Here is a 26,892-nt window from a genome sequence, read left to right as displayed (position 1 = left end):
GGCGCGAGGTGCGGCGCAGCCGGTTGCGGACCTTGCCGGTCCGCGCTTCGTGAAACCGTGAACGCAAGACGGCCGGTCGCTACCGAAGCCGGCGCAGGACGCGAAACATGACATCGAGCAGCACGCCGCGCTATCGCGGCATCTTCCCCGTCGTCCCGACGACGTTCACCGATACCGGCGAGCTGGACCTCGCAAGCCAGAAGCGCGCGGTCGATTTCATGATCGACGCGGGCTCGGACGGGCTGTGCATCCTCGCGAACTTCTCCGAGCAGTTCGCGATCACCGACGACGAACGCGACGTGCTCACGCGCACGATCCTCGAACACGTCGCGGGCCGCGTGCCGGTGATCGTCACGACGTCGCACTACAGCACGCAGGTGTGCGCGGCGCGCAGCCTGCGCGCACAGCAGCTCGGCGCGGCGATGGTGATGGCGATGCCGCCGTATCACGGCGCGACGTTCCGCGTGCCGGAAGCGCAGGTCTTCGCGTTCTATGCACGCGTGTCCGATGCGATCGCCATCCCGATCATGATCCAGGACGCGCCCGCGAGCGGCACCGCGCTGTCCGCCCCGTTCCTCGCACGGATGGCGCGCGAGATCGAGCAGGTCGCGTACTTCAAGATCGAGACGCCCGGTGCGGCGAACAAGCTGCGCGAGCTGATCCGGCTCGGCGGCGATGCGATCGAAGGGCCGTGGGACGGCGAGGAGGCGATCACGCTGCTCGCCGACCTGCATGCGGGCGCGACCGGTGCAATGACGGGCGGCGGGTTCCCGGACGGCATCCGGCCGATTCTCGAAGCCTTCCGCGAAGGCCGCCACGACGACGCGTACGCCCGCTACCAGGCGTGGCTGCCGCTGATCAATCACGAGAACCGCCAGTCCGGGATCCTCACCGCGAAGGCGCTGATGCGCGAAGGCGGCGTGATCGCGTGCGAGCGGCCGCGGCATCCGATGCCGGAACTGCACCCGGACACGCGCGCGGAACTGCTCGCGATCGCGCGCCGGCTCGATCCGCTCGTGCTGCGCTGGGCGCACTGAGCGATTCGCGAAGGAGACAGGCACGATGAGTGATCCGATTTCGCTGGGTGTCGTCGGGATCGGCAAGATCGCGCGCGACCAGCATCTGCCGGCGATCGCCGCCCATCCGGGCTTTGCGTTGACCGCGTGCGCGAGCCGCCACGCGGAAGTCGCGGGCGTCCGCAACTATCAGGATCTGCGCGCGCTGCTGGCCGCCGAACGCGCGCTCGACGCCGTGTCGCTCTGTGCGCCGCCGCAGGTGCGCTACGCACAGGCGCGCGCCGCGCTCGAAGCCGGCAAGCACGTGATGCTCGAGAAGCCGCCGGGCGCGACGCTCGGCGAAGTGGCCGCGCTGGACGCGCTTGCGCGTGAACGCGGCCTCACGCTGTTCGCGACCTGGCATTCGCGCTGCGCGAGCGCGGTCGAGCCCGCGCGCGCGTGGCTCGCGACGCGGACGATCCGCGCGGTGCAGGTGCGCTGGAAGGAAGACGTGCGGCGCTGGCATCCGGGGCAGCAATGGATCTGGGAGCCCGGCGGCCTCGGCGTGTTCGATCCGGGCATCAACGCGCTGTCGATCGTCACGCGGATCTTGCCGCGCGAGCTCGTGCTGCGCGAGGCGACGCTGTTCGTGCCGAGCGACGTGCAGACGCCGATCGCGGCCGAACTCGATTGCGCGGATACCGACGGCGTGCCGGTGCGCGCGGAATTCGACTGGCGGCACGGCCCCGTCGAGCAATGGGAGATCGCGGTGGACACGGCCGACGGCGTGCTCGCGATCAGCCGCGGCGGCGCGCAATTGTCGATCGCGGGCGAGCCGGTCGAGATCGGGCCCGAGCGCGAGTATCCGGCGCTGTACGCGCATTTCCATGCGCTGATCGCGCGGGGCGAAAGCGACGTCGACGTGCGGCCGCTGCGGCTCGTCGCCGATGCTTTCCTGTTCGGCCGGCGCGTGCAGACCGACGCGTTCGGCCGCTGAGCGTGCGCGCTTCGCGCCGAAGCGCGCACGACGAATCATTACCGCATACATCACGGCACAAGCCGACACCCAGGAGACACCGCATGAACCGCACGACTCACACGATTCGCCGTCATACGTTGCGCGCGCTGCTGGCCGCGCTCTGCATCGCACCGCTCGGCATGCAGGGCGCCGCGCGCGCCGACGCGCCGCTGAAGATCGGCTTCCTCGTGAAGATGCCCGAGCAGGCGTGGTTCATCAACGAGCAGAACGCGGCGTCCGCGCTCGGCCAGAAGGAGAATTTCTCGGTCGTGAAGATCGGCACGCCCGACGGCGAGAAGGTGCTGGCCGCAATCGACAACCTCGGCTCGCAAGGTGCGCAAGGCTTCGTGATCTGCGCGCCCGACGTGCGTCTCGGCCCGGCGATCGCCGCGCGTGCGAAGCGCTACAACATGAAGTTCGTGACGGTCGACGACCAGCTCGTCGATTCGACCGGCAAGCCGCTCGTGAACGTGCCGCACCTCGGGATGTCGGCGACCAAGATCGGCAACCAGGTCGGCCAGGCGATCGCCGACGAGATGAAGCGGCGCGGCTGGAAGCCCGAGGAAGTCGGCGCGCTGCGGGTCACGAACTACGAGCTGCCGACCGCGAAGCTGCGCACCGACGGGGCGACGCAGGCGCTGCTCGCGAGCGGCTTCCGCAAGGAGAACATCTTCGACGCGCCGCAGAAGACGACCGACGACGAAGGCGGCTTCAGCGCGGCCGCGCCCGTGCTCGCGCGTCATCCGAACATCAAGAAGTGGGTGGTCTACGCGCTGAACGAGGAAACCGTGCTCGGCGCGGTGCGCGCGACCGAACAGCTGCACATCCCGTCGGCCGACGTGATCGGTGTCGGCATCAACGGTGCGGGCGAGGCGTTCGCCGAATTCCAGAAGAAGGAGCCGACCGGTTTCTACGGGACGATCGCGGTCAGCTCGACGAACCACGGCAAGGACAGCACCCAGAACCTCGTCGACTGGATCCGCAACGGCAAGACGCCGCCGGCCGACACGCAGACGAGCGGCAAGCTGATGACGCGCGCGAACTGGCAGGCCGTGCGCACCGAGCTCGGCATCTGAGCGCACGAGACGAGAACGCGATGACGATGCAGACGATGACGGCCGTGTCCGGCAGCAACGCCGAGGCGGTCACGCCGCCGGACGGCCCGCTGCTCGCGCTCGACGGCATCACGGTGACGTTCCCGGGCGTGCGTGCGCTCGATGGCGTGTCGCTGTCGGTGCGCGCGGGCGAGGTGCACGGGCTGATGGGCGAGAACGGCGCGGGCAAGTCGACGCTGCTGAAGGTGCTGTCCGGCGTGAACCAGCCGCAGGCCGGCACGCTGACGCTGAACGGCGCCGAACAGCGCTTCGCGTCGACGCGCGCGGCGCTCGAGGCCGGTATCGCGATCATCTACCAGGAGCTGCATCTGGTGCCCGAGCTGACAGTCGCGGAGAACCTGATGCTCGGGCAGTTGCCGAGCCGGCTCGGCGTGGTCGACGAGCGTTCGCTCGCCGCGCGCGCACTCGATGCGCTGGAGCGGCTCGGCGAGCACATCGATCCGGGCATTCCGGTGAAGTACCTGTCGATCGGGCAGCGCCAGATGATCGAGATCGGCAAGGCGCTGATGCGCGACGCGCGCGTGATCGCGTTCGACGAGCCGACGAGTTCGCTGTCGGCGCGGGAAACCACCCAGCTGTTCCGGATCATCCGCGCGCTGCGTGCGGAAGGCCGCGCGATCATCTACGTCACGCACCGGATGGAAGAAGTGTATGAACTGTGCGACCGCGTGACCGTGTTCCGCGACGGCCGTCGCATCGACACGTTCGATTCCGTCACCGATCTCGACCGCGACCGGCTGATCGGCTGCATGGTCGGCCGCTCGATCGAGGACGTGTACGGCTACCGGCCGCGCGCGGCCGGCGACGTGCTGATCGAGGCGAAGGGGCTGGCGGGGCCGGGGCTTGCCGAGCCCGTGTCGTTCACCGCGCGGCGCGGCGAGATCGTCGGCTTCTTCGGGCTCGTCGGCGCGGGCCGCTCGGAGCTGATGAAGCTGCTGTACGGCGCCGCGCGCCCGAGCGCCGGGCACGTCGAGCTGAACGGGAAACGCGTTGCATTCGGGAGCCCGCGCGACGCGGTGCGCGCCGGTCTCGCGCTGTGCCCGGAAGACCGCAAGCAGGAAGGCATCGTCGCGATCGCGTCGGTGGCCGACAACCTGAACATCAGCGCGCGCCGTCATTTCAGCCCGGCGCGCGTGCTGCTCGACGGGCGGCGTGAACGTGAACTCGCGCAACGCTACATCGAGCGGCTCGCGATCAAGACCCGCGATGGCGATACGCCGATCGGCGCGCTGTCCGGCGGCAACCAGCAGAAGGTCGTGCTCGCGCGCTGGCTGGCCGAGCGCATCGACGTGTTCCTGATGGACGAGCCGACGCGCGGCATCGACGTCGGCGCGCGCGCGGAAATCTACAACCTGTTCTACGAACTCGCGGAAGCGGGCCGCACGGTGATCCTCGTGTCGAGCGACCTGGCCGAGGTGATCGGCGTGTCGGACCGGATCATCGTGATGAAGGAAGGACGGATCGCGGGCGAGGTCGCGAAGGCGCAGGCGACGCCCGACGCGCTGATCAAGCTCGCGCTGCCGCGCTAGCGGCCTGCAGTCAACCGGAAAGCAAACGTTATGAGCCAGGCAATGCAACCCCAACGCACTTCCCCGTCCCCCGATGCCGCTGCCGCGCCCGTGCGAGCGCGCGGCGGCGTGTGGCAACTGATCAACCGCTCCGGCATCGTGATGGTGTTCCTCGTGCTGTTCGCGACGCTGTCGCTGACGGTGCCGGACTTCCTCACGCCGCGCAACATCCAGGGCCTGCTGCTGTCGGTCACGCTGATCGGCTCGATCGCGGTGACGATGATGTTCGTGCTCGCGCTCGGTGAGGTCGACCTGTCGGTCGCGTCGATCGTCGCGTTCTCGGGTGTCGTCGCGTCGACGCTGATCACCGCGACGCACAGCGTCGTGCTCGGCATCGCGGGCGGCGTGCTCGCGGGCGGTGCGGTCGGGCTCGTCAACGGCGTGCTGATCGCGCGCTGGCGGATCAATTCGCTGATCGTCACGCTCGCGATGATGGAAGTCGTGCGCGGGCTCGCGTTCATCACGTCGAACGGCGACGCGGTGATGATCTCCGAGGAGCGCTTCTTCGATCTCGGCGGCGGGTCGTTCCTCGGCATCTCGTATCCGATCTGGAGCAACATCGTCGGCTTCGTCGTGTTCGGCTTCCTGCTGCGCAAGACCGTGTTCGGCAAGAACGTGCTGGCCGTGGGCGGCAACGGCGAGGCCGCGCTGCTCGCGGGGCTGCCGGTGATGCGCATCAAGATCGCGGTGTTCGTGCTGCAGGGGCTCGTGACGGGTTTCGCCGGCGTGATGCTCGCGTCGCGGATGAGCCTCGGCGACCCGAAGACGTCGGTCGGGCTCGAACTCGGCGTGATCTCCGCGTGCGTGCTCGGCGGCGTGTCGCTGACGGGCGGCGTCGCGACGATCTCCGGCGTGCTGGTCGGCGTGTTGATCATGGGCTCCGTGCAGGACGCGATGAGCCTGCTGAACGTGCCGACGTTTTACCAATATCTGATACGCGGCGGAATTCTGTTGCTCGCGGTGCTGTTCGACCAGTATCGTCGCAACCAGCGGCGCGCGATGAAGATCTGACCCTGACGGACGCGCGGCCGCGGGCGAAGGCGACAGATCAGACATCGGGAGACGGCATGCAACAGATTCATCCGGGCGCGGCGGCGCTGCTCGTGGACAGCCGCAACACGCTCGGCGAAGGCGCGACGTGGTGCGACGCGACGCACGCGTTGTACTGGACGGACATCGAAGGCGCACGCTTGTGGCGCTGCCGCGCGGACGGCTCGGACGTCGCGCAGTGGCCGATGCCGGAACGGCTCGCGTGCTTCGCGCTGACCGATGAACCGGACGTGCTGCTCGTCGGGCTCGCCACGCATCTCGCGTTCTTCGACTTGCGCAGCGGCGCGTTCACGCGGATCGTCGACGTCGAGCCCGAGCTGCCGACGCGGCTGAACGACGGGCGCTGCGATCCGTCAGGCGCATTCGTGTTCGGGATGAAGGACGAAGGCAGCGAGCCGCCGCAAGCGGTCGGCGGGTTCTACCGGCTCAATGCTGACCTCACGCTGGAGCGGCTTGCGCTGCCGGCGGCGGCGATCGCGAACAGCATCGCGTTTTCTCCCGATGGTTCGAAGATGTATTTCTGCGATTCGCTGGTGCGCGAGATTCTCGTGTGCGATTACCGCGCGGGCGGCGATGTGGCCAACGTGCGGCCGTTCGCGCGGCTGACCGATGCGGACGGCGACCCGGACGGCTCGACGATGGACCGCGACGGCGGGCTGTGGAACGCGCAGTGGGGCGGCCGGCGTGTCGTGCGCTACGGGCCGGACGGCGTCGAGACGGAGCGCGTGGCCGTGCCGACCGCGCAGCCGAGCTGCGCAGCGCTCGACGGCGAAGGCCGGTTGTACGTGACGAGTGCGCGTGTCGGCTTGAGCGACGCCGCATTGGCGAGCGATGCCGATGCCGGCGGCGTGTTCGTCGCGCAGACGCGGCATGCGGGGATGCCGGCTGCGCGGTTCTCGTTCAGGCGGGCGGTGAGCGGCTGATTTCCCGGCGGACGAACCGTCGTGCATCCGCGCCAGGCCCACGAAGGCGGGCCGGTGCCGCGTGCGGTTGCCGGTTGCGTTCCACGTAACGCGGCCGCGCGGCCCGCGCAGCGCCGAACCGGCGTCGCACCACTCACCGCGCACCGCGCGCAGCCGTCGTCACGCCTGCACCAGATTCCTCGGCGATCCTGCGATAAACCGCTCGATGTTCCCGATCAACTGATCCGCGAGCGCCTGTTGCGCGTCGTCCGACGCCCACGCGACATGCGGTGTCAGGATCACGTTCGGGCGGCCGGCGATGCGCATCATCGGATCGTCGCCGGCCGGCGGCTCCGCCGACGCGACGTCGAACCCGGCGCCGCCGATCAGCCCTTCGTCGAGCGCCTCGACCAGATCGTGCTCGTTGACGAGCCCGCCGCGCGCGGTGTTGATGATCAGCGGCTTGCGTTTCATCGCGCGGAATTCCGGCGCGGCGATCAGGTTGCGCGTTTGCGGCGTGAGCGGGCAATGCAGCGTGATGATGTCGCTGGTTTCGAGCACGGTTTCCCACGGCGTGTAGAGCATGCCGGCCGTGCCGCCGCCCTTGTGCGCGGCGAACAGCGGGCGCATCCCGAACGCTTTCGCGAGTTCGGCGACGCGCTGCCCGAGCACGCCTTCGCCGACGATGCCGAGCGTCGCGCCCGACAGGTCGCGGATCGGATGGTCGAAGAAGCAGAACTGCCCCGATTGCTGCCAGACGCCGCGCAGCACGTCGTCGCGATACGCGACGAGGTTGCGCTGCAGCGCGAGGATCAGCGCGAACGTGTGCTCCGGCACGGTGTCGATTGCGTAGCCGCGGATGTTCGCGACCGCGATGCCGCGTTGCGCGCACGCGGCCTTGTCGACGCAGTCGGTGCCGGTCGCGGCGACGGCGATCAGCTTCAGGTCGGGTAGCTCGGCGAGCATGTCGGCGGTGATCGCGACCTTGTTGGTGATGGCGATGGTCGCGCCGGCGAGGCGTTCGACCACCTGTTCGGCGCATGTGCCCGGGTATTCGACGAGACGATGCGCGAATGCCGGCGCGGGCAGGGTGATCTGCGGCGCGAGCGTCGCGCGGTCGAGGAAAACGATCGTATGCATGGCAGTGGCTGGATGAATGACGTGACGGTTCACAGATGCCGCTTCGCGGCGGCGACGATGTGCTCGGGCGTGATGCCGAAATGCGCGTACAGCGTGTCGGCCGGCCCCGATGCGCCGAAGCCGCTCATGCCGACGAATTCGCCGGCGCTGCCGAGGTAGCGGTCCCAGCCGAAGCGCACGGCGGCCTCCACCGCGACGCGCACCGTGCCCGTGCCGAGCACGTCCTGCCGGTACGTGGCGTCCTGTTCGTCGAACAGTTCGCAGCATGGCATCGACACGACGGCGGTGCCGATGCCGTCCCGTTGCAGCCGCTCGCGCGCGGCCAGCGCGAGCGCGACTTCGGAGCCGGTCGCGATCAGCGTCACGCGCCGCGCGCCCGCGTCCGCTTCGGCGAGCACGTACGCGCCGCGCTCGCACGCATTGCCGGGGCCGGCCGACCGGCGCACGAGCGGCAGTGCCTGGCGCGCGAACACGAGCGTGCTCGGCCCGCTGCGATGCCGATACGCGAGCGTCCAGCATTCGGCGGCCTCGACCGCATCGGCGGGGCGGAACACGCGCATGTTCGGCATCGCGCGCAGCGACGCGAGAATCTCGACCGGCTGGTGCGTGGGGCCGTTGCGGCCAACGCCGATCGAATCGTGGCTGAACACGAACTTGACCGGCAGGCCCATCAGCGCGGCCATCCGCATCGCCGGCCGTTCGTAGTCCGAGAACGCGAGATACGTGACACTGAGCGGAATCACGCCGCCGTGCGCGGCCATCCCGTTCGCCATCGCGCCCATCAGGTGCTCGCGGATCCCGCAATGCACGTACGCGCCGGCCCGATCCGCGGCGGTGAACGCGTGCAGGCTGCGCTTGTGGCTCGTCGGCGCTTCGAGGTCGGCACAGCCGACCATGCGCTCCGGCAGCACCGGCGCGAGCAGGTCGTTGATCTCCGCGGAAATGACGATGCCGGCCTGCGCTTCGCCGGAATCGATCGCGTTGCGCTGGTAGCGCTCGAGGGTTTCCTGCCAGCCGTCGGGCAGTTCGCCCGCGATCACCCGCTCGAATTCGGCGCGCTCGGCGGCCGGCAGCGCGGCGACGCGCGCGCGCCACGCGAGATATTCGCCTGCGCTGCGCCGTCCGGCCGCACGCCACGCGGACAGCACGTCGTCCGGAATCTCGAACGACGCATGCGGCCAGCCGCGGTCGCGGCGCGCGGCATCGGCGTCGGCGTCGTACAGGCGTCCGCTATGCCCGCCGCGCTGGCCCTGCAGGCGCGCGATGCCACGCGCGATGTCGGTGCGGCACGCGATCATCGACGGCCGCGGGTCGGTGCGGGCGAGGGTGAGCGCGGCCGATACCGCGTCGATGTCGTGACCGTCGACGTCGACCACGTGCCAGCCGGCGATGCGGAACCGCTCGGCGACGTCCTCGGAAATCGACAGCGCGGTACTGCCGTCGTCGGTGATGCGGTTGTCGTCCCAGCACAGGATCAGCTTGCCGAGCCGCAGATGGCCGGCCAGCGAGATCATCTCCTGCCCGATGCCTTCCTGCAGGCAGCCGTCGCCGACAAACGCGTACGTGTAGTGATCGACGATGTCGTCGCCGAAGCGCGCGTTCAGGTATGCCTCGGCCACCGCCATCCCGAACGCGTTCGCGATCCCCTGGCCGAGCGGCCCGGTGGTGACCTCGATGCCGGCGGCCGGATCGTATTCCGGGTGGCCCGCGCAGTGCGAGCCGAATTCGCGGAACGTCCGGATCGCGTCGAGATCGATGCGCCGGTAGCCGGTCAGGTGCAGCAGCGCGTACAGCAGCATCGAGCCATGGCCGTTCGACAGCACGAAGCGATCGCGATCGGGCCACGCGGGATCGGCCGGATTGAACTTCAGGTGGCGTGTGAACAGCGCGGTCGCGATTTCGGCCATGCCGAGCGGCACGCCCTGGTGGCCTTCGCCGGCGCGCACGATCGCGTCGATCGCGAGAAAGCGGATCGCATCGGCGAGCGGCGGGGTGGCGGGAACGGACATGATGCAGGACTCCTCGGCGCCGTCCGGTCGTGGACGGCGCACACGATATGCGTTGCGGGGAAAGGGAAGCGGAGGTCCTCGCGCGCCGCGTCGGCAGCGCGAGGACGCGGGATCAATGCAGCAGGCCGATCGAGATCCACGGCACCGCGGCGACCACGATCAGGCCGACGATCAGCGCGGCGATGTAGCCGACGATCGGTTTCATCCCTTCGTCGGGATTGATGCGGCTGACCGCGCAGGCCGAGTAGTAACCGACGCCGAACGGCGGCGCGAACAGGCCGACACCCATCGCCAGGATCACGACCATCGCGTAGTGGACGTCGTGAATGCCCATCTGCCGCGCGATCGGGAACATCAGCGGGCCGAACAGCACGATGGCCGGGATGCCTTCGAGCACGCTGCCGAGCACGATGAACGCGACGATCGACGCGGCCATGAACATCGCGGCGCCGCCCGGCAGGCCGCCCATCGCGCTTGCAAGCTGGCTCGAGAAGCCGGACTGCGTGAGCGCCCACGCCATGCCGGTGGCCGCGCCGATGATCAGCAGGATCGCGCCCGACAGCGCGGCGGTGTCGACCAGCATCGGCTTGATCCGCCGCCAGTCGAAGCGACGGTAGATCAGCAGGCCGGCGACGACCGAATACGCGATGCCGATCGTCGACACCTCGGTCGCGGTCGCGATGCCCTCGACGACGGCCGCGCGGATCACGAACGGCAGCGCCAGCGCGGGCACCGCGACGAGCAGCTTGCGCAGCACCTCGGCGCGGCTCGCGCGCTTCACGTTCGACAGGTCGTCGCCGCGGTAGCGCCACCAGACGACCGCGCACAGCGTGATCGCGAGCACGATGCCCGGCAGCATGCCGCCGGTGAACAGCGCGGAGATCGACACGCCGGTGACCGAGCCGAGCGTGATCAGCACGAGGCTCGGCGGGATCGTCTCGGTCTGCGCGCCGGTCGCCGCGAGCAGCGCGACGAGGTCGCCGGGTTTCGCGCCGCGCGCCTTCATCTCGGGGAACAGCACCGGCGCGACGGCCGCCATGTCGGCCGCCTTCGAGCCGGAGATGCCCGATACGAGGTACATCGCGCCGACCAGCACGTAGGACAGGCCGCCGCGCACGTGGCCGAGCAGGCTCGCGAGGAACGCGATCATCGCCGCGGCCATGCCGGTCATCTCGATCAGCTGGCCGAGGAACACGAACAGCGGCACCGACAGCAGGATCAGGTGCGACATCCCTTCGTCCATGCGGCCGACGACCACGACGAGCGGCGTGCTGGTCGTGAGCGCGAGATAGCCGAACGTCGCGAGCCCGAACGAGAACGCGATCGGCACGCCGGACAGCACCGCGACCGCGACGAGGCCGACGAAGAAGATCAGCAGGTTCACGTTGCCGAGGTTCTGCAGCAGCGGCGCGGCGACGACGAAGCCGCCGGCGATCGCCGCGACTGCCGCGATCGCGCCGAGCGTCAGGTGCCAGTTCGCGCTGCGGATCAGCCGCAGGCACGCGACGAGCGCCATCAGCGTCGTGCCGACCGGCAGCGCGGCCGCGCGCCAGCTGTTCGGGATCTCCAGTGCGGGCGACGTGATGAACGCCTCGTCCTGCGCGAAATCGACGGCCGGCCCGATCACCAGCACGAGGAACGCGAGCGGCGCGGCGATCGCGACGACGTCGAGGAACGCGCGCACGCCCGGCGACGCCTTGCCGACGAGCGCGGTCATCCGCATGTGCTCGCCGCGCCGCAGCGCGACGACCGCGCCGAGCATCGCGAGCCACAGGAACAGCATCGACGCGAGTTCGTCGGACCAGACGAGCGGCGCGTGCAGCAGGTAGCGGCTCGTGACGCCGGCGAGCAGCACGACGATCTCGGCGACGACCAGGATCGCGGCGGGAATCTCGACCAGGTGGCCGAGCAGCGTGTCGAGGGCACCGGCGATGCGGCGCGGCGCCGGGTGCGGGAGCAGGATCGTCGTCATGGGGTTACACCAGCTTGCCAACGTTCTTTTCGAGCAGCGCCCAGGCTTCGGTGCCGTACCTGGCCTTCCAGTCGCTGTAGAAGCTCGTCTTGCGCAGCGTGTTGCGGAACGCGTCGTGATCGACGTCGACTACCGTGACGCCCTTGGCCGCCAGGTCGGCGCGCAGCGACGTGTTCAGGCGCGCGATGTCCGCGCGCTGCAACAGCGCCGCACGCTCGAACTCGCGCGTGACGATCGCGCGCATGTCGGCGGGCAGGCGCTCCCATGCGCGGCGGTTGCCGAGCATCCAGTACGCGTCCCACACATGCGACGTCAGGCTGATCGACTTCTGCACCTCGTACAGCTTCGCGGTCGCGATGATCGGCAGCGGGTTCTCCTGGCCTTCGACGACGCCCGTCTGCAGCGCGGAATACAGCTCGTTGAAGTTGATCGGCGCGGGGCCCGCGTCGAGCGCCTTGAACATCGACGTCAGCATCGGCGCCTGCGGCACGCGGATCTTGAAGCCCTTCAGGTCGTCCGGCTTGCGGATCACGCGCGTCGACGAGCTGATCTGGCGGAAACCGTTGTCCCACGGGCGCGACACGGACACGATGCCCGACTTCTCGATCTGCGCGCGCACGAACGCGCCGAGATCGCCGTCCATCGCGCGCCACACCGCGTCGTAGTTCTGGAACGCGAAGCCCGTGTTGACGATGCCGGCGGCGGGCGTCAGCGTCGCGAGGATCGACGACGCCTGGTTGAAGAACTCGACGCCGCCGCTTCGCACCTGCGACAGCAGGTCGGTGTCGGAGCCGAGCTGGTTCTGCGGAAACAGCTTGATGTCGAGCCGCCCGCCGGTCGCTTCGCGGATGCGGTTCAGCGCTTCCTGCGCGCGCACGTTCACCGGGTGCGTCGGGTCCTGGCCGGTCGCGAGCTTGTAGTTGAATTCGGCCGCGAACGCGCGACGCGTCGACACGCCCCAGAGCGGCACCGTCGCAGCCGCCGCGGCGCCTGCCTTCAGGAACGTGCGCCGGCCGATGCCTTTGGCTGCTTTCGAATCGATCGTCATGATGTCTTCCTCCAATGTGGTTTCGTTATCGTGTCGTCCGAGGCAACGCGCTCTGCGGCGGGTTTGCCGGGCGGCGCGCCGTCGGGGCGCGCTGGCGGCGGCCCCGCGCTGCCGGCGCGGGGTCGCGGCTCGGCTCGTCAGCCGTGGATCAGCATCCCGCCGTTGACGTCGATCACCGCGCCCGTCAGGTACGACGAAATGTCGGACGACAGGAACAGGAACGCGCCCGCGACGTCGTCCGGCACGCCGAGGCGGCCGAGCGGAATGCCCGCGAGGATGTCGCCGCGCTTGTCGTCGGGGATCTTGCCGGCGTTGATGTCGGTCTGGATCAGGCCCGGCGTCACGCAGTTCACGCGGATGCCGGCCGGGCCCAACTCGCGCGCCATCGCTTTCGCGAGGCCGAGCACGCCGGCTTTCGCGGCCGAGTAGTGCGGGCCGCCGAGGATGCCGCCGCCGCGCTGCGCGGACACCGACGACATGCACGAGATCGCGCCCGAGCGCTGCTTCTTCATCTGCGGCACGACGGCTTGCGACAGGTACAGCACGCCGCGCAGGTTCACGTCGAGGATCCGGTCCCAGCTTTGCGGGTCGATGTCGAGCAGTTGCGCCGGCTGCGTGATGCCCGCGTTGTTGATCAGCACGTCGATCTGGCCGAAATCGGCGACGATCTGCTCGGCCGCCTGCCTGCACGCGGGCTGGTCCGTCACGTCGCACGCATAACCGCGATGCTCGGGCCCGATCGACGCGGCGGCGTCGCGCGCGGCTGCCGCATCGAGATCGAGGATCGCGACGCGTGCGCCGTGTTTCGCGAACATGCGCGCGGTAGCCATGCCGATCCCGCGCGGGGATGCGGCACCGGAAATGACGGCGACCTTGCCGTCGAGAAGACGCGATTCGGACATGATGGGTTCTCCTGATAGGGGTAGATCGTTTTGATTGCGTGTCGGGTGGCGCGGCGTTCAGCCGAGCCAGCCCTTGATCGTGTCGCACATCGCCTGCGTGGAAATGCCGTAGCGGTCGTGCAGCGTCGGCAGCGCGCCGGCGTCGAGGAACGCGTCGGGCAGCGCGATCTGCCGGAACTGCGGCGTGACGCCGGCCGTGAGCAGCGCGGTGGCGACCGCCTCGCCGAGCCCGCCGATCACCGAATGGTTCTGCGCGACGACGACGAGGCGTCCGCTGCGCTTCGCTTCGCGCAGGATCGTCGCGGTGTCGAGCGGCTTGATGGTCGGCACGTGCAGCACGCCGACGTCGACGCGGTCCGCCGCGAGCGCCTTCGCCGTTTCGAGCGCGCGCATCGTCAGGATGCCGGACGAGATGATCAGCACGTCCGTGCCGTCGCGCAGCAGCTTCGCCTTGCCGAGCTCGAAGCGGTAGTCGTATTCGTCGAGCACGACCGGCACGTTGCCGCGCAGCAGGCGTGCGTAGACGGGGCCGCGGTGCGCGGCGATCGCGGGCACCATCTGCTCGATGTCGAGCGCGTCGCACGGATCGATCACCGTCATGTTCGGCATCGCGCGCATCAGCGCGAGATCCTCGCTGGCCTGATGGCTCGGCCCGTAGCCGGTCGTGAGGCCGGGCAGCGCGGCGACGATCTTCACGTCGAGGTTGTCCTCGGCGATCGCCTGGTGCATGAAGTCGTACGCGCGCCGGGTCGCGAACACCGCGTAGGTCGTCACGAACGGCTGCGCGCCTTCGTGCGCGATGCCGGCCGCCGCGCCCATCAGCAGCTGCTCGGCCATGCCCATCTGGTAATAGCGCTCGGGGAACGCCTTCGCGAAGATGTGCAGGTCCGTGTACTTGCCGAGGTCGGCCGTCATGCCGACGACGTCGGCGCGCTCGCGCGCGAGCTCGACGAGCGCGTGGCCGAAGGGGGCTGCGCGGGTCGCCTGCCCTTCGGCGGCGATCGACGCAATCATCGCCGAGGTCTTCAGGCGCGGTTTGGATGCGGTCGTGCTGCTCATGCGTGTCTCCCTGCATCCAGCGCGTCGAGGGCGAGCTGCCATTCGTGCGCGTCGACACGGATGAAGTGGTTTTTCTCGCGGGCTTCGAGGAACGGCACGCCGCAGCCCATCTTCGTATCGCAGACGATGATCCGCGGCTGCGCGCCCGGATGGCTGCGTGCGGCGTCGAACGCGGCGGCGACCGCGTCGATGTCGTTGCCGTCGATGCGCTGCGTGAACCAGCCGAACGCTTCGAGCTTGTCGACGAGCGGCTCGAACGCCATCACCTGCGTCGACGGGCCGTCCGCCTGCTGGTTGTTGACGTCGACGATCGCGATCAGGTTGTCGAGCTTCCAGTGGCTCGCGGACAGCATCGCCTCCCACACCGCGCCCTCGTCGAGCTCGCCGTCGGAGAACAGCGTGTACACGAATGCGTCGGCGTGCTTCCGCTTCAGGCCGAGGCAGCGGCCGACCGCGATGGTCAGGCCCTGGCCGAGCGAGCCGCCGGACATTTCCATGCCGGGCGTGTAGCTCGCCATCCCGGACATCGGCAGGCGGCTGTCGTCGCTGCCGTAGGTGTCGAGCTCCTCGGGCGGCAGCACGCCGGCTTCGAACAGCGCCGCGTACAGCGCGATCGCATAGTGACCGTTCGACAGCAGGAAGCGGTCGCGCCCTTCCCATTCGGGATCGTCGGGCCGGTAGCGCATCGCGTGGAAGTAGGCGACGGCGAGCACGTCGGCGATATCGAGGGCCTGGCCGATATAGCCCTGCCCCTGCACCTCGCCCATCCGCAACGCGTTGCGGCGGATGCGGTAGGCGCGTTCTGCGAGATGGGCGGCGTGCCCGGCTTCGCGCGTATTCAAGCGAGTCTCCTTGCTGCGGCGCACCGTCGAGCGGCGCGGCCGTCATGGGTTCGGTCTGGCCGGCCGCTGCGTCGGGGCGGCGGCCGTCGTCTGCCGCGGGTCGGGATAAACCCTCGTTTCCGGTGTGCGGCAGGTACGAAACAGCGTATCGACTTGAATTGGCGCGCTCAAACGAATTAAATAGGCCGACAGTTGAATTGAATTCATCCGGATCTTGCGATGCACAATCGGGTCACGCTCAAGTCCATACAAGCGTTCGAGGCGGCCGCGCGGCTGTCGTCGTTCGCGCTTGCAGCAGAAGAACTGTTCGTGACGCCGTCCGCGATCAGCCATCAGATCAAGCTGCTCGAGGAGCAACTGGACGTGCGGCTGTTCCATCGCGTGCATCGCGCTGTGATCCTGACCGATGCGGGCCGTGAATACGCGGAGGAAATCGCCGCGGCGTTCGCGCGCATCGACACGGCCACGCGCAACATCGGCCGCACGACGAAAAGCGACATCCTGACCGTGCATTCGACACCGAGCTTCGCGACGCAATGGCTGATGTCGCGGCTCGCGCGCTTCAGCGCGCTGAACCCGGATATCGACGTGCGGCTGAACGCGTCGGCGGAGTATTGCGACCTGACGACCGAAGCGGTCGATATCGACATCCGCTACGGCGCGCGCAAGCTGCAGCCGGCGGGCACGATGGTGCTCGAGCTGCCGGCCGAGACGATCGTGCCGCTGTGCTCGCCCGCGCTGATGGAAGGCGAGCACCCGATCCGCACGACGGCCGACCTGCAGCATCACGCGCTGATCCACAGCGAAGGCTGTCTGGTCGGCTGGCGCGACTGGATGCGCCAGCATCGCAAGGTGCGGCTCGACATCACGCGCGGCCCGCGCTTCGACCGGTCGTTCATGGCGATCAGCGCGGCGGCGGACGGCATGGGCGTCTGCCTCGAAAGCCTGCTGCTCGTGCAGCGCGAGCTGGAGACGGGGCGGCTCGTCGCGCCGCTCGGGATGGACGGGCTGCGGATCAACGGCTACACGCTGAACCTGCTGAAATCGCGCGCCGATCTGCCGAAGCTGAAGCATTTTCAGGACTGGCTGTTTGCGGAACTCGGCGCGTGAGGCGGCGGGCGCGATCGCGGCGCTCCGGGATCGTGGCAGCGCGTTCGGCATCGCCGGCCCGCGCGCGGTGTGCTGGTAAGATGGCCCGCAATCCCATCCTGCCCGCGCCATGAGCTCCACCCCGACCAAGCCCGCGAACCCGAAAAGCCCCGCGAAGCACCCCGCCCGCGCGACGGGCGACAAGCCGAAGGCGCGCGTGCGGCAGCGCCTGACCTACGTGATCGGTGGCCTCGACCGGCTGCTGCGCCGTCACATGACCGACGCGCTCGCGCCGCTTGGCATCACGCTTGCGCAATACACGGCGCTGTCGGTGCTCGAGGCGCGCGGCGCGTCGTCGAACGCGCAACTGGCCGAGCGCTCGTGGATCACGCCGCAGTCGGCGAACGAAGTGATGAGCGTGATGGCCGCCCGCGGTTTCGTCACGCGCGAAGCCGACCCGTCGCACGGCCGCATCATCCTGCTGACGCTGACCGACGAAGGTGCGGCGATGCTGCGCGAATGTGAAGCCGTCCTGCGCCCGCTCGAAACGCGGATGCTTGGCGACGTCTCCGCCGACGACGCCGCGCACGTGCAGCGCGCGCTCGAACTGTTCTCGCGCAACCTGCGCGGCTGATCCCTTCCTGACGCTTCCCGACGCGGGCCGTCCGGCCTGCGTCTGCTTCCGCGGCCCGCGCGGGTCACAACTTCTTTCCCCATTTCCCCGCTTTCCGCTCCGGGTTTACACCGCCGCTCGTGCCGCTTGCAATATCAGGTAGCCTGATATTAAATGAAGCCGTCCGCAGCAGGAATGCTGCGCACCGAATCGCACTGGAACGAACGACAGGAACAGACATGAGCAAGTACGACAACCGCTGGCAGACCGTGGAAGTGAACGTGGAGGCCGGCATCGCGTGGGTGACGCTGAACCGTCCGGACAAGCGCAATGCAATGAGCCCGACGCTGAACCGGGAGATGCTGGAAGTCCTCGACGCGGTCGAGTTCGACGACGAAGCGAAGGTGCTGGTGCTGACCGGCGCGGGCGCCGCGTGGACGGCCGGCATGGACCTGAAGGAATATTTCCGCGAGATCGACGGCGGCTCCGACGCGCTGCAGGAAAAGGTGCGCCGCGACGCATCGGAATGGCAATGGCGCCGCCTGCGGATGTACAACAAGCCGACGATCGCGATGGTGAACGGCTGGTGCTTCGGCGGCGGGTTCTCGCCGCTCGTCGCGTGCGATCTCGCGATCGCCGCGGACGAAGCGGTGTTCGGGCTGTCGGAGATCAACTGGGGCATCCCGCCGGGCAACCTCGTCAGCAAGGCGATGGCGGACACGGTCGGGCATCGCCGTGCGCTGCACTACATCATGACCGGCGACACGTTCACCGGTGTGGACGCGGCCGAAATGGGCCTCGTGAACAGCAGCGTGCCGCTCTCCGGCCTGCGCGACGCGACGATCGCGCTCGCCGCGCGGCTGATGGACAAGAACCCGGTCGTGCTGCGCGCGGCGAAGCATGGCTTCAAGCGTTCGCGCGAACTCACGTGGGAGCAGTGCGAGGATTACCTGTATGCGAAGCTCGACCAGGCGCAGCTGCGCGATCCGGAGCGCGGCCGCGAGCAGGGGCTGAAGCAGTTCCTCGACGACAAGACGATCAAGCCGGGCCTGCAGGCATACAAGCGCTGACACGAGCGTAGACGAACCGCCAACGCAACCGCCAACGCAACCGCAAGAGACAGGCAAGGCAGGAGACGACATGACCGACAGACGGATGCTGATCGCCGGCGAGTGGTGCACCGCCCGCGACGGCAGGACCTTCGACCGATTCAACCCCGCGACCGGCGCGCTCGCGTCGCGCGCGCCGGCGGCAGGCCTCGCCGACGCCGACGCGGCGATCGACGCCGCGCACCGCGCGTTCCCCGCGTGGGCGGCGCTCGCGCCGACCGAGCGGCGCCGCCGGCTGCTGAAGGCGGCCGACCTGATGGACGCGCGCATCGACGAGATCACCGCGACTGGCGTGGCCGAAACCGGCGCGACGCCGGGCTGGCTCGGCTTCAACGTGACGCTCGCGGCGAACATGCTGCGCGAGGCCGCGTCGATGACGACGCAGATCGCCGGCGACGTGATCCCGTCCGACGTGCCCGGCAACCTCGCGCTCGCGATGCGCGTGCCGTGCGGCGTGGTGCTCGGCATCGCGCCGTGGAATGCGCCGGTGATCCTCGGCACGCGTGCGCTGGCGATGCCGCTCGCGTGCGGCAACACGGTCGTGCTGAAGGCATCCGAAGCGTGCCCCGGCGTGCATGCGCTGATCGGCGCGGTGCTGGACGAAGCGGGGCTCGGCGCGGGCGTCGTCAACGTGATTACGCACGCGGCGGCCGATGCACCCGAACTCGTCGAGCGGATGATCGCGCATCCGCACGTGAAGCGGATCAACTTCACCGGGTCGACGCACGTCGGGCGCATCATCGCGCGCCACGCGGCCGCGCACCTGAAACCCGTGCTGCTCGAACTCGGCGGCAAGGCGCCGGTGCTCGTGCTCGACGACGCCGATCTCGATGCGGCCGTCGACGCGATCGCGTTCGGTGCGTTCTTCAACCAGGGGCAGATCTGCATGTCGACCGAGCGCGTGATCGCCGCGCGGCCGATTGCCGATGCGCTCGTCGAGCGTCTCGCCGCGAAGGCGCGTACGCTCGTCGCGGGCGACCCGCTCGCAGGCCATCCGCTCGGCACGATGGTCGACGCGGCCGCCGCCGCGCGCGCGGCGTCGCTCGTCGAGGACGCTCGCGCGCATGGCGCGCAGCTGCCGCTCGGCTGCCGTGTCGAAGGCGCGACGATGCAGCCTGCGATCGTCGACGGCGTCACGCGCGACATGCGTCTGTATCGCGAGGAATCGTTCGCGCCGGTCGTCGCGATCCTGCGCGCGGACAGCGACGACGAAGCGGTCGCGCTCGCGAACGACAGCGAGTTCGGTCTGTCGGCGAGCGTGTTCAGCCGCGATGTCGCGCGTGCGATGGCGGTGGCGCGCCGGATTGAATCGGGGATCTGCCACATCAACGGCCCGACCGTGCACGACGAGGCGCAGATGCCGTTCGGCGGCACGAAGGCGAGCGGCTATGGCCGCTTCGGCAGTCGCGCATCGATCGCCGAATTCACCGAGCTGCGCTGGATCACCGTGCAGACCACGCCGCGTCACTATCCGATATGAGCGAGCCGACGATGAATGGTGCGATGCCCGCGAGCGGGCCGGTGAACGACACGGGCGGCGTGCGCTATCGCGCGGCGGCCGTCGCCGTCGGTGCGGCCGAGATTCGTCGCGCGGATAACGGCGCGTGGTACCTGCGCTCGCACGAACCGCTCGGCGACTACCCGACGCGCCTGACCGACTGCCTCGTGCGCGGTGCGCAGGCGCACCCCGACCGCGTGCTGGCCGCGCGGCGCGGCGCCGACGGCCGCTGGATCGAGATCACCTATGCGCAGATGCTCGAACGCGCCCGCGCGCTCGGCCAGGGCCTCGTCGATCTGGGGCTGTCGGCCGACCGTCCGCTCGCGGTGTTGTCCGGCAACGATCTCGAGCATCTGCAGCTGATGTTCGCGGCGATGCTGGCCGGCGTGCCGTACTCCCCGATCTCGCCCGCGTATTCGCTGGTGTCGACCGACTACGGCAAGCTGCGTCACACGCTCGGCGTGCTGCGTCCGGGCGCGGTGTTCGTCGCCGAACGCACGCCGTTCACGCGCGCGCTCGACGCGACGCTGCCGGCCGATGCGGCGCTGATCGTCGCGCACGATGGCGACGTCGATGCCGAGGGCCGCGCGGTGCCGCTGTCACGCCTGCTTGCCACCGTCCCGCGCACGATCGATGCAATCCACGCGGCGGTCGGCCCCGACCATCTCGCGAAGATCCTGTTCACGTCGGGCTCGACGAAGCAGCCGAAGGCCGTGCCGACCACGCACCGGATGCTGTGCAGCAACCAGCAGATGCTGCGCCAGACGATGCCCGAGCTGACGCGCGAACCACCGGTGCTGGTCGACTGGCTGCCGTGGAATCACACCTTCGGCGGCAGTCACAACCTCGGCATCGCGCTGTACAACGGCGGCACGCTGTACATCGACGACGGCCGCCCGGTGCCCGGCCGCTTCGACGAAACCGTGCGCAACCTGCGCGAGATCGCGCCGACGATCTACTTCAACGTGCCGAAGGGCTGGGAAGAGCTGACCGCCGCACTCGAAAGTGACGCCGCGCTGCGCGACACGTTCTTCTCGCGCGTGAAGCTGTATTTCTTCGGCGGCGCGGGGCTGTCGCAGGCCGCGTGGGACCGGCTCGACCGCGTGACCGACGCGCATTGCGGCGAGCGCATCCGGATCATGGCCGGCCTTGGGATGACGGAGGCGTCGCCGTCGTGCCTGTTCACGACGGGGCCGCTGATGCGCGCCGGTTATATCGGGCTGCCCGCGCCCGGTTGCGACGCGAAGCTCGTGCCGTGCGGCGGCAAGCTCGAACTGCGCTTCAAGGGGCCGAACGTGATGCGCGGCTACTGGCATGCGGACGTCGATCCGCGCGACGTGTTCGACGACGAAGGCTATTACCGCAGCGGCGATGCGGGCGTGTTTGCCGATCCGGAGCGGCCGGAACTCGGGCTGCTGTTCGACGGCCGGCTGACCGAGGATTTCAAGCTGAGCAGCGGCACGTTCGTGAGCGTCGGGCCGTTGCGCGCGAACGCGGTGTCGAGCGGGGCGCCGTACGTGCAGGACGTGGTCGTCACCGGGATCAATCGCGACGACATCGGTTTGCTGGTGTTTCCGCGTGTCGATGCGTGTCGTGCGCTGGCGGGGCTCGCCGCCGAAACACCGGTCGCCGACGTGCTGCGCGCGCCGGCCGTGCGCGCGGCGTTCGCGGCGTGGCTTGCCGCGCTGAACCGGCATGCGAGCGGCGGCTCGACGTTCGTCGCGCGCATCCGGTTGATGGACACGCCGCCGTCGCTCGATCTCGGCGAAGCGACCGACAAGGGTTCGCTGAACCAGGCGGCCGTGCAGAAGCATCGCGCGGCGACGATCGACGCGCTGTACGACCCGGCGCGGCGCGATCCCGACGTGATTTACGCGTAAGCAGTTGGCAGGAGTCAGCAAGTACAAGCAGGCGTAACGACCGGCCGGCCACGGGACCGGCAGGCACGCTTGCGGCCACTGAATCAGGCTGCCTGATAAAAGCGGCCGTTCGGACGACACCTCGCGCGCCGCTTCGCCACTGGCCGGCGGCGGCGCGCGGCGGTCGTTGCAGGGCGAACGACTACAAGACATGGGAATGCGGTGCATGGGGCTGTGCTGAAGCACTCACTCCAGCCGACCGGAGACAGGAGACAGAATGAACACTTACGTTGCTGAAAAACCCACGGTCGCGACCACGCTCGCACTGTGTTTCGCGATCGCCCTTCTCGAAGGGCTCGACCTGCAGTCGGTCGGCGTCGCCGCGCCGCGCATGGCGCGCGAATTCGGGCTCTCCGTATCGCAGATGGGCATCGCGTTCAGCGCGGGCACCTTCGGGCTGCTGCCGGGCGCGATGCTCGGCGGTCGGCTCGCCGACCGGATCGGCCGCAAGCGCGTGCTGATCGCGTCGGCCGTGCTGTTCGGGCTGCTGTCGATCGCCACCGCGCAGGTGTCGACCTTCGCGATGCTCGTCGTCGTGCGCGTGCTCACCGGCATCGGGCTCGGCGGCGCGATGCCGAACCTGATCGCGCTGTCGTCCGAAGCGGTCGAGCCGCGCTCGCGCAGCAGCGCGGTGGCGACGATGTACTGCGGCATCCCGTTCGGCGGCGTGATCGCGTCGCTGATCGGCGTGCTGCTCGCCGGCGATACCGAATGGCGGCACATCTTCTACGTCGGCGGCGCGGGGCCGCTGCTGCTCGTGCCGCTGCTGGTGTGGTGCCTGCCGGAGTCGCGCGCGTATCTCGACGTCGCCGGCACGCAGGCCGCGCGCGCGAGCGTCGCCCGCACGCTGTTCGGCGACGGCCGCACGACGTCGACGGTCGCGCTGTGGGTCAGCTACTTCTGCACGCTGATCGTCCTCTACTTCCTGCTGAACTGGCTGCCGTCGCTGATGGCCGCGCGCGGGCTCGATCGCGAGCACGTCGGCCTCGTGCAGATCGCGTTCAACGTTGGCGCGGGGCTCGGCGCGCTCGGCATCGGCGCGGCGCTCGACCGGATGCGCGCGTCGCGCGTGGTCGGCGGCATGTATGTCGGGATCGTGCTGTCGCTCGCCGCGCTTGCCGCCGCGCCCGGCTTCGCGTCGCTCGCGGCGGCCGCGTTCGCGGCCGGGATGTTCGTGGTCGGCGGGCAGTCGGTGCTGTATGCGCTTGCCGCGATCTACTACCCGACCGCGATGCGCGGCACGGGCGTCGGCACGGCGGTGGCCGTCGGCCGGCTCGGTTCCGTCGTCGGGCCGCTCGCGGCCGCGACGCTGCTCGCCGCGGGCCGCAGCGCGCCCGTCGTGATCGGCGCGAGCATCCCCGTCACGCTCGTCGCGGCCATCGCCGCGCTGGTGCTGATTCGCCGCCCGCAAGCCGGCGACTGAAGTTTCGGTTTTTTCAATGCGCGCCGTCAGAGCGCGCAACTCACCAAGGTCTGGAGACGCAACGACATGAAGACGAAGACAAGGAACGGCCTGCTGGCCGCCGGCGCGTGCTGCGCGCTTGCCGCGCCGGCGGCGCACGCGCAATCGAGCGTGACGCTGTACGGGATCATCGATACGGGCGTCGAGTTCGTGTCGCACGCGAACGCGGCCGGCGACCACGTGGTGCGCATGCCGGGCGTGACGGGCGAGTTGCCGTCGCGCTGGGGGCTGCGCGGCGCCGAGGATCTCGGCGGCGGCTACCAGGCGGTGTTCACGCTCGAAAGCGGCTTCAACGTGCGCGGCGGCGATCTCGGGCAGGGCGGCCGGCTGTTCGGGCGGCAGGCATTCGTCGGGCTGAAGGGCGGCTTCGGCACGCTCGCGTTCGGCCGCCAGTACACGATGACCTATCTCGCGCTGCAGGGCGCGGACATCATCGGCCCCGACATCTACGGGCTCGGCTCGCTCGACGCGTACGTGCCGAACGGCCGCGCCGACAACGCGGTGACCTACGTCGGCACCTATCGCGGCGTGACGCTCGGCGCCGCGTATTCGTTCGGCCGCGACGGCGCGGGCACTGGCAACTCGCCGGGCCAGGGCACGTGCGCGGGGCAGGTGCCGGGCGACGCCACGCAGTGCCGCGACTGGTCGGTGATGCTCAAGTACGACAGCGCGTATTTCGGTGCGGCGGCGTCGTACGAGGAGCAGCGCGGCGGCACCGGCGCGGCCGCGAACTTCTTCGACGGCATTGCGCCGGTCGCCTTCACCAGCAGCGGCGGCAAGGACGCGCGCACGCACGTGAGCGCCTATGCGCAGGCCGCCGGCGCGCGGATCGGCGCGGGCTGGATCGGGCGGCGCGTGTCGACCGGTTCGCCGGCCGCGCCGGGCGCGCATTCGGACCTGTTCTTCGTCGGCGCGTCGTATGCGGTGAAGCCGGATTTCGTCGTCGACGGCGAGGGCTACCGGATCGTCAACAGCGCGCACGACACGCGCGCGACGATGGCCACGCTGCGCGCGACCTATCTGCTGACCAAGCGCACGGCCGTCTATGCGCAATCGTCGTATCTGTGGAACAGCGCGCATGCGCGCTACGCGGTCAGCGGCGGCGGGGCCGGCACGACACCCGGCGAAGGGATGGGGCAGCTCGGCGCGATGGTCGGCGTGCGGCACATGTTCTGATCCGGCAGCCTGACGAACGGGAGATACCTTGAACAAAAAATCTGCATTCCTCTGTATTGCGCCGCTGTCCGCGGCGGCCATGCTCGCCGGTTGCGGCGGCGACGATTCGGTCAGTTCCACGCCGACCCACCTGAGCGCCGCGACACCGGCCGCCATGGCGCAGACCTGCGACGCGCTTGCCGCGAAGCTCGCGTATGCGAACACGTCGTTCACGTCGGTGACGACCGCGGCCGCCGGCGCGCTGACGGTGGCCGGCAAACCGATCGCCGAGCACTGCGTGATCGATGGGAAGATGAACGAGCGCGTGAGCGCGGTCGACGGCAAGACCTACGCCATCGGCTTCGAAATGCGTTTGCCGAAGGCGTGGAACGGCCGCTTCTTCTACCAGGCGAACGGCGGGCTCGACGGCAACGTCGTGACCGCGACCGGCGAGATCGGCGGCGGCGGGCCGTTGAACGATGCGCTGAACCAGGGCTTCGCCGTGATCAGTTCGGATTCAGGGCACAGCGCCGCGCAGAATCCGCTGTTCGGCCTCGATCCGCAGGCGCGCATCGACTACGGCTACGGCGCGGTCGACGCGCTGACGCCGATGGCGAAGCAGGTGATCCGGCTCGCGTACGGCAAGGCGCCCGACCGCAGCTATTTCGGCGGCTGCTCGAACGGCGGCCGTCATGCGATGGTCACGGCGGTGCGCAACCCGGCCGACTACGACGGGATCATCGCGGGCGATCCGGGCTTTCATCTGCCGAAGGCGGCGATCGGCGAGATGTACGGCGCGCAGCAGTTCGCGAAGATCGCATCGGCGACCGGGACGAACGGGCTGCCGGACATCCGCAGCGGCTTCACCGATGCGGAGCGGCAGTTCGTCGGCGCGAAGATCCTCGAGAAATGCGATGCGCTCGACGGCGCGGCCGACGGCATGGTGCAGGACGTTGCCGCGTGCCAGGCGCACTTCAGCGTCGAGTCGGATATCCCGGCCTGCGCGAACGGCGCGCGCACGGGCGCCTGCCTGACGCCTGCGCAGAAGACCGCGCTCGAGAACGTGTTCACGGGCGCACGCAACAGCGCGGGCACGGCACTCTACGCGGGCTTTCCGTACGATCCGGGCATCGCCGGCAGTGGCTGGGCCGCGTGGAAGCAGTCGAATTCGATCACGCTCGATCCGGCCGCGATGGCGTTCACGTTCATGACGCCGCCGAAGACCGCCGCGACGCTCGCCAACCTGGCCGGTTTCGCGCTCGGCTTCGACATGGACAACGATGCGCCGGCGATCTTCGCGACCAACGGCACGTACACGCAATCCGCGTGGACGTTCATGACGCCGCCGGACGAGACCAACCTGTCCGCGCTGAAGTCGCGCGGTGCGAAGCTGCTCGTCTATCACGGCACGGGCGACCCGGTGTTCTCGTTCGACGACACGCGCGACTGGTACGCGAAGGTCGCGCAGGCGAACGGCGGCGATGCGTCGGATTTCGCGCGCTTCTATCCGGTGCCGGGGATGAACCACTGCTCGGGCGGGCCGGCGGCCGACCAGTTCGACCTGCTGACGCCGCTCGTCGCGTGGGTCGAGCAGGGGCAGGCGCCCGGCGCGGTGGTGGCCGCCGCGCGCGACGCGACGAACGTGGTGCCGAACGCGGACGTGCCCGCGTCGTGGGGCGCCGGGCGCACGCGGCCGCTGTGCCCGTATCCGCAGGTCGCGCGCTACAACGGCTCGGGCGACGTGAATTCGGCCGCGAGCTTCAGTTGTCGTTGAGGTAGCCGTCGATGGGAAGCGGCCGGCGCGTGCGATTGCGTGCCGGCCGCTTCATGTGTGTGCAACCGCTCACTTACTCGCCGGAATCGACCGGTACCTCGAGCCCGACCTTCACGCGGCTCATGCTCACCAGCGTCTTGAACCGCTTCACGTTGTTGTTCGCGAAGAACAGCTCGCGCGTGAGCGCGTTGTACTGATCCATGTTGCGCACGGCCAGGATCAGCACGAAATCCCATTCCCCCGTCACGTAGTAGCACTGCTGGATCTGCGGGCAGCGCTCGAACGCGCGCTTCATCGCGTCGAGCTGGTCGATCTGCTCGCTCTCGACCTCGACGTTCACGACGATCGTCAGCGGATGATCGACCTTGTCCGGCGCGATCACGGCCGTATAGCGCTCGATCACGCCGTCTTCCGCGAGACGTTTCAGCCGCCGGTTCACGGCCGCGGTCGACAGGTTGACGCGCGTGCCGAGTTCGCTCTGCGGCGTTTGCGCGTCGCGTTGGAGTTCCATCAGCAGCTTGCGATCGAACGCATCGAGTGGGGTCGTCATGATGGCGCGTGAAACCTCGAAAGAATGAGAAATTTTTGCGTCTGAGCGGTCGATTTGGCGATTTTGTTGACCGGCGTGCGCAATATTATTTTTCCAACCGACG

Annotated in this window: 22 protein-coding genes; 14 read left to right on the top strand and 8 right to left on the bottom strand. The window is 69.3% G+C overall.

Annotated features, from left to right (window positions below):
- Positions 1-107 precede the first annotated feature (107 nt).
- From HWX87_RS14810 to HWX87_RS14785, 6 genes are all read left to right on the top strand, one after another.
- Entirely contained in the window at positions 108-1,037 is a 930-nt protein-coding gene (locus tag HWX87_RS14810; protein WP_176047795.1) for a dihydrodipicolinate synthase family protein, read from the top strand.
- A gap of 25 nt (positions 1,038-1,062) precedes the next feature.
- Positions 1,063-1,992 carry a Gfo/Idh/MocA family oxidoreductase gene (locus tag HWX87_RS14805; protein ID WP_176047794.1) on the top strand — a complete coding sequence of 310 codons (930 nt, stop codon included), beginning with the start codon at positions 1,063-1,065 and terminating at the stop codon, positions 1,990-1,992.
- An 83-nt stretch (positions 1,993-2,075) separates the two neighbouring features.
- The gene (locus HWX87_RS14800) at positions 2,076-3,089 is read left to right on the top strand and encodes an arabinose ABC transporter substrate-binding protein (protein WP_176047793.1); all 1,014 of its coding nucleotides are present in this window, start codon (positions 2,076-2,078) and stop codon (positions 3,087-3,089) included.
- A gap of 20 nt (positions 3,090-3,109) precedes the next feature.
- Positions 3,110-4,657, top strand: coding sequence for an L-arabinose ABC transporter ATP-binding protein AraG (gene araG / locus HWX87_RS14795; RefSeq protein WP_176047792.1), 1,548 nt, complete (start codon positions 3,110-3,112; stop codon positions 4,655-4,657).
- A 30-nt stretch (positions 4,658-4,687) separates the two neighbouring features.
- On the top strand, positions 4,688-5,707 hold the full coding sequence (gene araH, locus HWX87_RS14790) for an L-arabinose ABC transporter permease AraH (protein WP_176047791.1): 1,020 nt from the start codon (positions 4,688-4,690) through the stop codon (positions 5,705-5,707).
- A 56-nt stretch (positions 5,708-5,763) separates the two neighbouring features.
- Positions 5,764-6,669 carry an SMP-30/gluconolactonase/LRE family protein gene (locus tag HWX87_RS14785; RefSeq protein WP_176047790.1) on the top strand — a complete coding sequence of 302 codons (906 nt, stop codon included), beginning with the start codon at positions 5,764-5,766 and terminating at the stop codon, positions 6,667-6,669.
- A 159-nt stretch (positions 6,670-6,828) separates the two neighbouring features.
- Here HWX87_RS14785 and HWX87_RS14780 read toward each other — a convergent pair whose 3' ends face one another.
- The 7 genes from HWX87_RS14780 to HWX87_RS14750 form a co-directional block, all read right to left on the bottom strand.
- Positions 6,829-7,788 carry a D-2-hydroxyacid dehydrogenase gene (locus HWX87_RS14780; RefSeq protein WP_176047789.1) on the bottom strand — a complete coding sequence of 320 codons (960 nt, stop codon included), beginning with the start codon at positions 7,786-7,788 and terminating at the stop codon, positions 6,829-6,831.
- A 29-nt stretch (positions 7,789-7,817) separates the two neighbouring features.
- On the bottom strand, positions 7,818-9,797 hold the full coding sequence (gene tkt, locus HWX87_RS14775; protein ID WP_176047788.1) for a transketolase: 1,980 nt from the start codon (positions 9,795-9,797) through the stop codon (positions 7,818-7,820).
- A gap of 112 nt (positions 9,798-9,909) precedes the next feature.
- Positions 9,910-11,769, bottom strand: coding sequence for a TRAP transporter large permease subunit (locus HWX87_RS14770; RefSeq protein ID WP_176047787.1), 1,860 nt, complete (start codon positions 11,767-11,769; stop codon positions 9,910-9,912).
- Between the two features lie 4 nt (positions 11,770-11,773).
- Positions 11,774-12,817 (bottom strand): TRAP transporter substrate-binding protein, encoded by a 1,044-nt coding sequence (locus HWX87_RS14765; protein ID WP_176047786.1) that lies wholly within the window; start codon positions 12,815-12,817, stop codon positions 11,774-11,776.
- 137 nt (positions 12,818-12,954) lie between these two features.
- Positions 12,955-13,719, bottom strand: a complete 765-nt coding sequence (locus tag HWX87_RS14760; RefSeq protein ID WP_176047785.1) for an SDR family NAD(P)-dependent oxidoreductase — start codon at positions 13,717-13,719, stop codon at positions 12,955-12,957.
- Positions 13,720-13,776: 57 nt separating this feature from the next.
- Positions 13,777-14,778 (bottom strand): transketolase family protein, encoded by a 1,002-nt coding sequence (locus HWX87_RS14755; protein ID WP_176047784.1) that lies wholly within the window; start codon positions 14,776-14,778, stop codon positions 13,777-13,779.
- Positions 14,775-15,620 (bottom strand): transketolase, encoded by an 846-nt coding sequence (locus tag HWX87_RS14750; RefSeq protein ID WP_176047783.1) that lies wholly within the window; start codon positions 15,618-15,620, stop codon positions 14,775-14,777. The genes HWX87_RS14755 and HWX87_RS14750 overlap by 4 nt, the downstream gene beginning before the upstream one ends.
- Before the next feature lie 219 nt (positions 15,621-15,839).
- On the opposite strand from HWX87_RS14750, the gene gcvA reads away from it, so the two are divergent.
- The 8 genes from gcvA to HWX87_RS14710 all read left to right on the top strand — a co-directional run bounded on the left by gcvA (position 15,840) and on the right by HWX87_RS14710 (position 26,239).
- Positions 15,840-16,730: a transcriptional regulator GcvA gene (gcvA, locus tag HWX87_RS14745; RefSeq protein WP_176047782.1), complete on the top strand. Its 891-nt coding sequence runs from the start codon at positions 15,840-15,842 to the stop codon at positions 16,728-16,730.
- Between the two features lie 109 nt (positions 16,731-16,839).
- Positions 16,840-17,343 carry a MarR family winged helix-turn-helix transcriptional regulator gene (locus HWX87_RS14740; RefSeq protein WP_176047781.1) on the top strand — a complete coding sequence of 168 codons (504 nt, stop codon included), beginning with the start codon at positions 16,840-16,842 and terminating at the stop codon, positions 17,341-17,343.
- A 218-nt stretch (positions 17,344-17,561) separates the two neighbouring features.
- A complete protein-coding gene (locus HWX87_RS14735) occupies positions 17,562-18,392 on the top strand; it encodes a p-hydroxycinnamoyl CoA hydratase/lyase (RefSeq protein WP_176047780.1) in 831 nt (276 codons plus the stop codon).
- A 70-nt stretch (positions 18,393-18,462) separates the two neighbouring features.
- Positions 18,463-19,911, top strand: a complete 1,449-nt coding sequence (locus HWX87_RS14730) for an aldehyde dehydrogenase (protein WP_176047779.1) — start codon at positions 18,463-18,465, stop codon at positions 19,909-19,911.
- Positions 19,908-21,809 (top strand): feruloyl-CoA synthase, encoded by a 1,902-nt coding sequence (locus HWX87_RS14725; protein ID WP_176047778.1) that lies wholly within the window; start codon positions 19,908-19,910, stop codon positions 21,807-21,809. The genes HWX87_RS14730 and HWX87_RS14725 overlap by 4 nt, the downstream gene beginning before the upstream one ends.
- Positions 21,810-22,065: 256 nt before the next feature.
- A complete protein-coding gene (gene mhpT / locus HWX87_RS14720; protein ID WP_176047777.1) occupies positions 22,066-23,271 on the top strand; it encodes a 3-(3-hydroxy-phenyl)propionate transporter MhpT in 1,206 nt (401 codons plus the stop codon).
- A gap of 66 nt (positions 23,272-23,337) precedes the next feature.
- Positions 23,338-24,486: a porin gene (locus HWX87_RS14715; RefSeq protein WP_176047776.1), complete on the top strand. Its 1,149-nt coding sequence runs from the start codon at positions 23,338-23,340 to the stop codon at positions 24,484-24,486.
- A gap of 28 nt (positions 24,487-24,514) precedes the next feature.
- Positions 24,515-26,239 (top strand): tannase/feruloyl esterase family alpha/beta hydrolase, encoded by a 1,725-nt coding sequence (locus HWX87_RS14710; protein WP_176047775.1) that lies wholly within the window; start codon positions 24,515-24,517, stop codon positions 26,237-26,239.
- 73 nt (positions 26,240-26,312) lie between these two features.
- On the opposite strand, the gene HWX87_RS14705 is transcribed toward HWX87_RS14710, so the two are convergent.
- Positions 26,313-26,789 carry an Lrp/AsnC family transcriptional regulator gene (locus tag HWX87_RS14705; protein ID WP_176047774.1) on the bottom strand — a complete coding sequence of 159 codons (477 nt, stop codon included), beginning with the start codon at positions 26,787-26,789 and terminating at the stop codon, positions 26,313-26,315.
- Positions 26,790-26,892 lie beyond the last annotated feature (103 nt).

Source organism: Burkholderia sp. BCC1644 (assembly GCF_902833225.1).
GTDB lineage: Bacteria > Pseudomonadota > Gammaproteobacteria > Burkholderiales > Burkholderiaceae > Burkholderia.
The sequence above is the reverse complement of the archived record's forward strand: the minus strand, read 5'-3'. Positions and strand labels throughout refer to the sequence as shown.

Excerpts from the sequence above, each read along its gene's own strand:
- HWX87_RS14810 (WP_176047795.1), top strand. The coding sequence starts at position 108 with ATGACATCGAGCAGCACGCCGCGCTATCGCGGCATCTTCCCCGTCGTC.
- araH (WP_176047791.1), top strand. The coding sequence starts at position 4,688 with ATGAGCCAGGCAATGCAACCCCAACGCACTTCCCCGTCCCCCGATGCC.
- araG (WP_176047792.1), top strand. The coding sequence starts at position 3,110 with ATGACGATGCAGACGATGACGGCCGTGTCCGGCAGCAACGCCGAGGCG.
- gcvA (WP_176047782.1), top strand. The coding sequence starts at position 15,840 with ATGCACAATCGGGTCACGCTCAAGTCCATACAAGCGTTCGAGGCGGCC.
- HWX87_RS14705 (WP_176047774.1), bottom strand. The coding sequence starts at position 26,789 with ATGACGACCCCACTCGATGCGTTCGATCGCAAGCTGCTGATGGAACTC.
- HWX87_RS14805 (WP_176047794.1), top strand. The coding sequence starts at position 1,063 with ATGAGTGATCCGATTTCGCTGGGTGTCGTCGGGATCGGCAAGATCGCG.
- HWX87_RS14780 (WP_176047789.1), bottom strand. The coding sequence starts at position 7,788 with ATGCATACGATCGTTTTCCTCGACCGCGCGACGCTCGCGCCGCAGATC.
- HWX87_RS14770 (WP_176047787.1), bottom strand. The coding sequence starts at position 11,769 with ATGACGACGATCCTGCTCCCGCACCCGGCGCCGCGCCGCATCGCCGGT.
- HWX87_RS14725 (WP_176047778.1), top strand. The coding sequence starts at position 19,908 with ATGAGCGAGCCGACGATGAATGGTGCGATGCCCGCGAGCGGGCCGGTG.
- HWX87_RS14765 (WP_176047786.1), bottom strand. The coding sequence starts at position 12,817 with ATGACGATCGATTCGAAAGCAGCCAAAGGCATCGGCCGGCGCACGTTC.
- HWX87_RS14740 (WP_176047781.1), top strand. The coding sequence starts at position 16,840 with ATGAGCTCCACCCCGACCAAGCCCGCGAACCCGAAAAGCCCCGCGAAG.
- HWX87_RS14755 (WP_176047784.1), bottom strand. The coding sequence starts at position 14,778 with ATGAGCAGCACGACCGCATCCAAACCGCGCCTGAAGACCTCGGCGATG.
- HWX87_RS14800 (WP_176047793.1), top strand. The coding sequence starts at position 2,076 with ATGAACCGCACGACTCACACGATTCGCCGTCATACGTTGCGCGCGCTG.
- HWX87_RS14730 (WP_176047779.1), top strand. The coding sequence starts at position 18,463 with ATGACCGACAGACGGATGCTGATCGCCGGCGAGTGGTGCACCGCCCGC.
- HWX87_RS14715 (WP_176047776.1), top strand. The coding sequence starts at position 23,338 with ATGAAGACGAAGACAAGGAACGGCCTGCTGGCCGCCGGCGCGTGCTGC.
- HWX87_RS14735 (WP_176047780.1), top strand. The coding sequence starts at position 17,562 with ATGAGCAAGTACGACAACCGCTGGCAGACCGTGGAAGTGAACGTGGAG.
- mhpT (WP_176047777.1), top strand. The coding sequence starts at position 22,066 with ATGAACACTTACGTTGCTGAAAAACCCACGGTCGCGACCACGCTCGCA.
- tkt (WP_176047788.1), bottom strand. The coding sequence starts at position 9,797 with ATGTCCGTTCCCGCCACCCCGCCGCTCGCCGATGCGATCCGCTTTCTC.
- HWX87_RS14760 (WP_176047785.1), bottom strand. The coding sequence starts at position 13,719 with ATGTCCGAATCGCGTCTTCTCGACGGCAAGGTCGCCGTCATTTCCGGT.
- HWX87_RS14785 (WP_176047790.1), top strand. The coding sequence starts at position 5,764 with ATGCAACAGATTCATCCGGGCGCGGCGGCGCTGCTCGTGGACAGCCGC.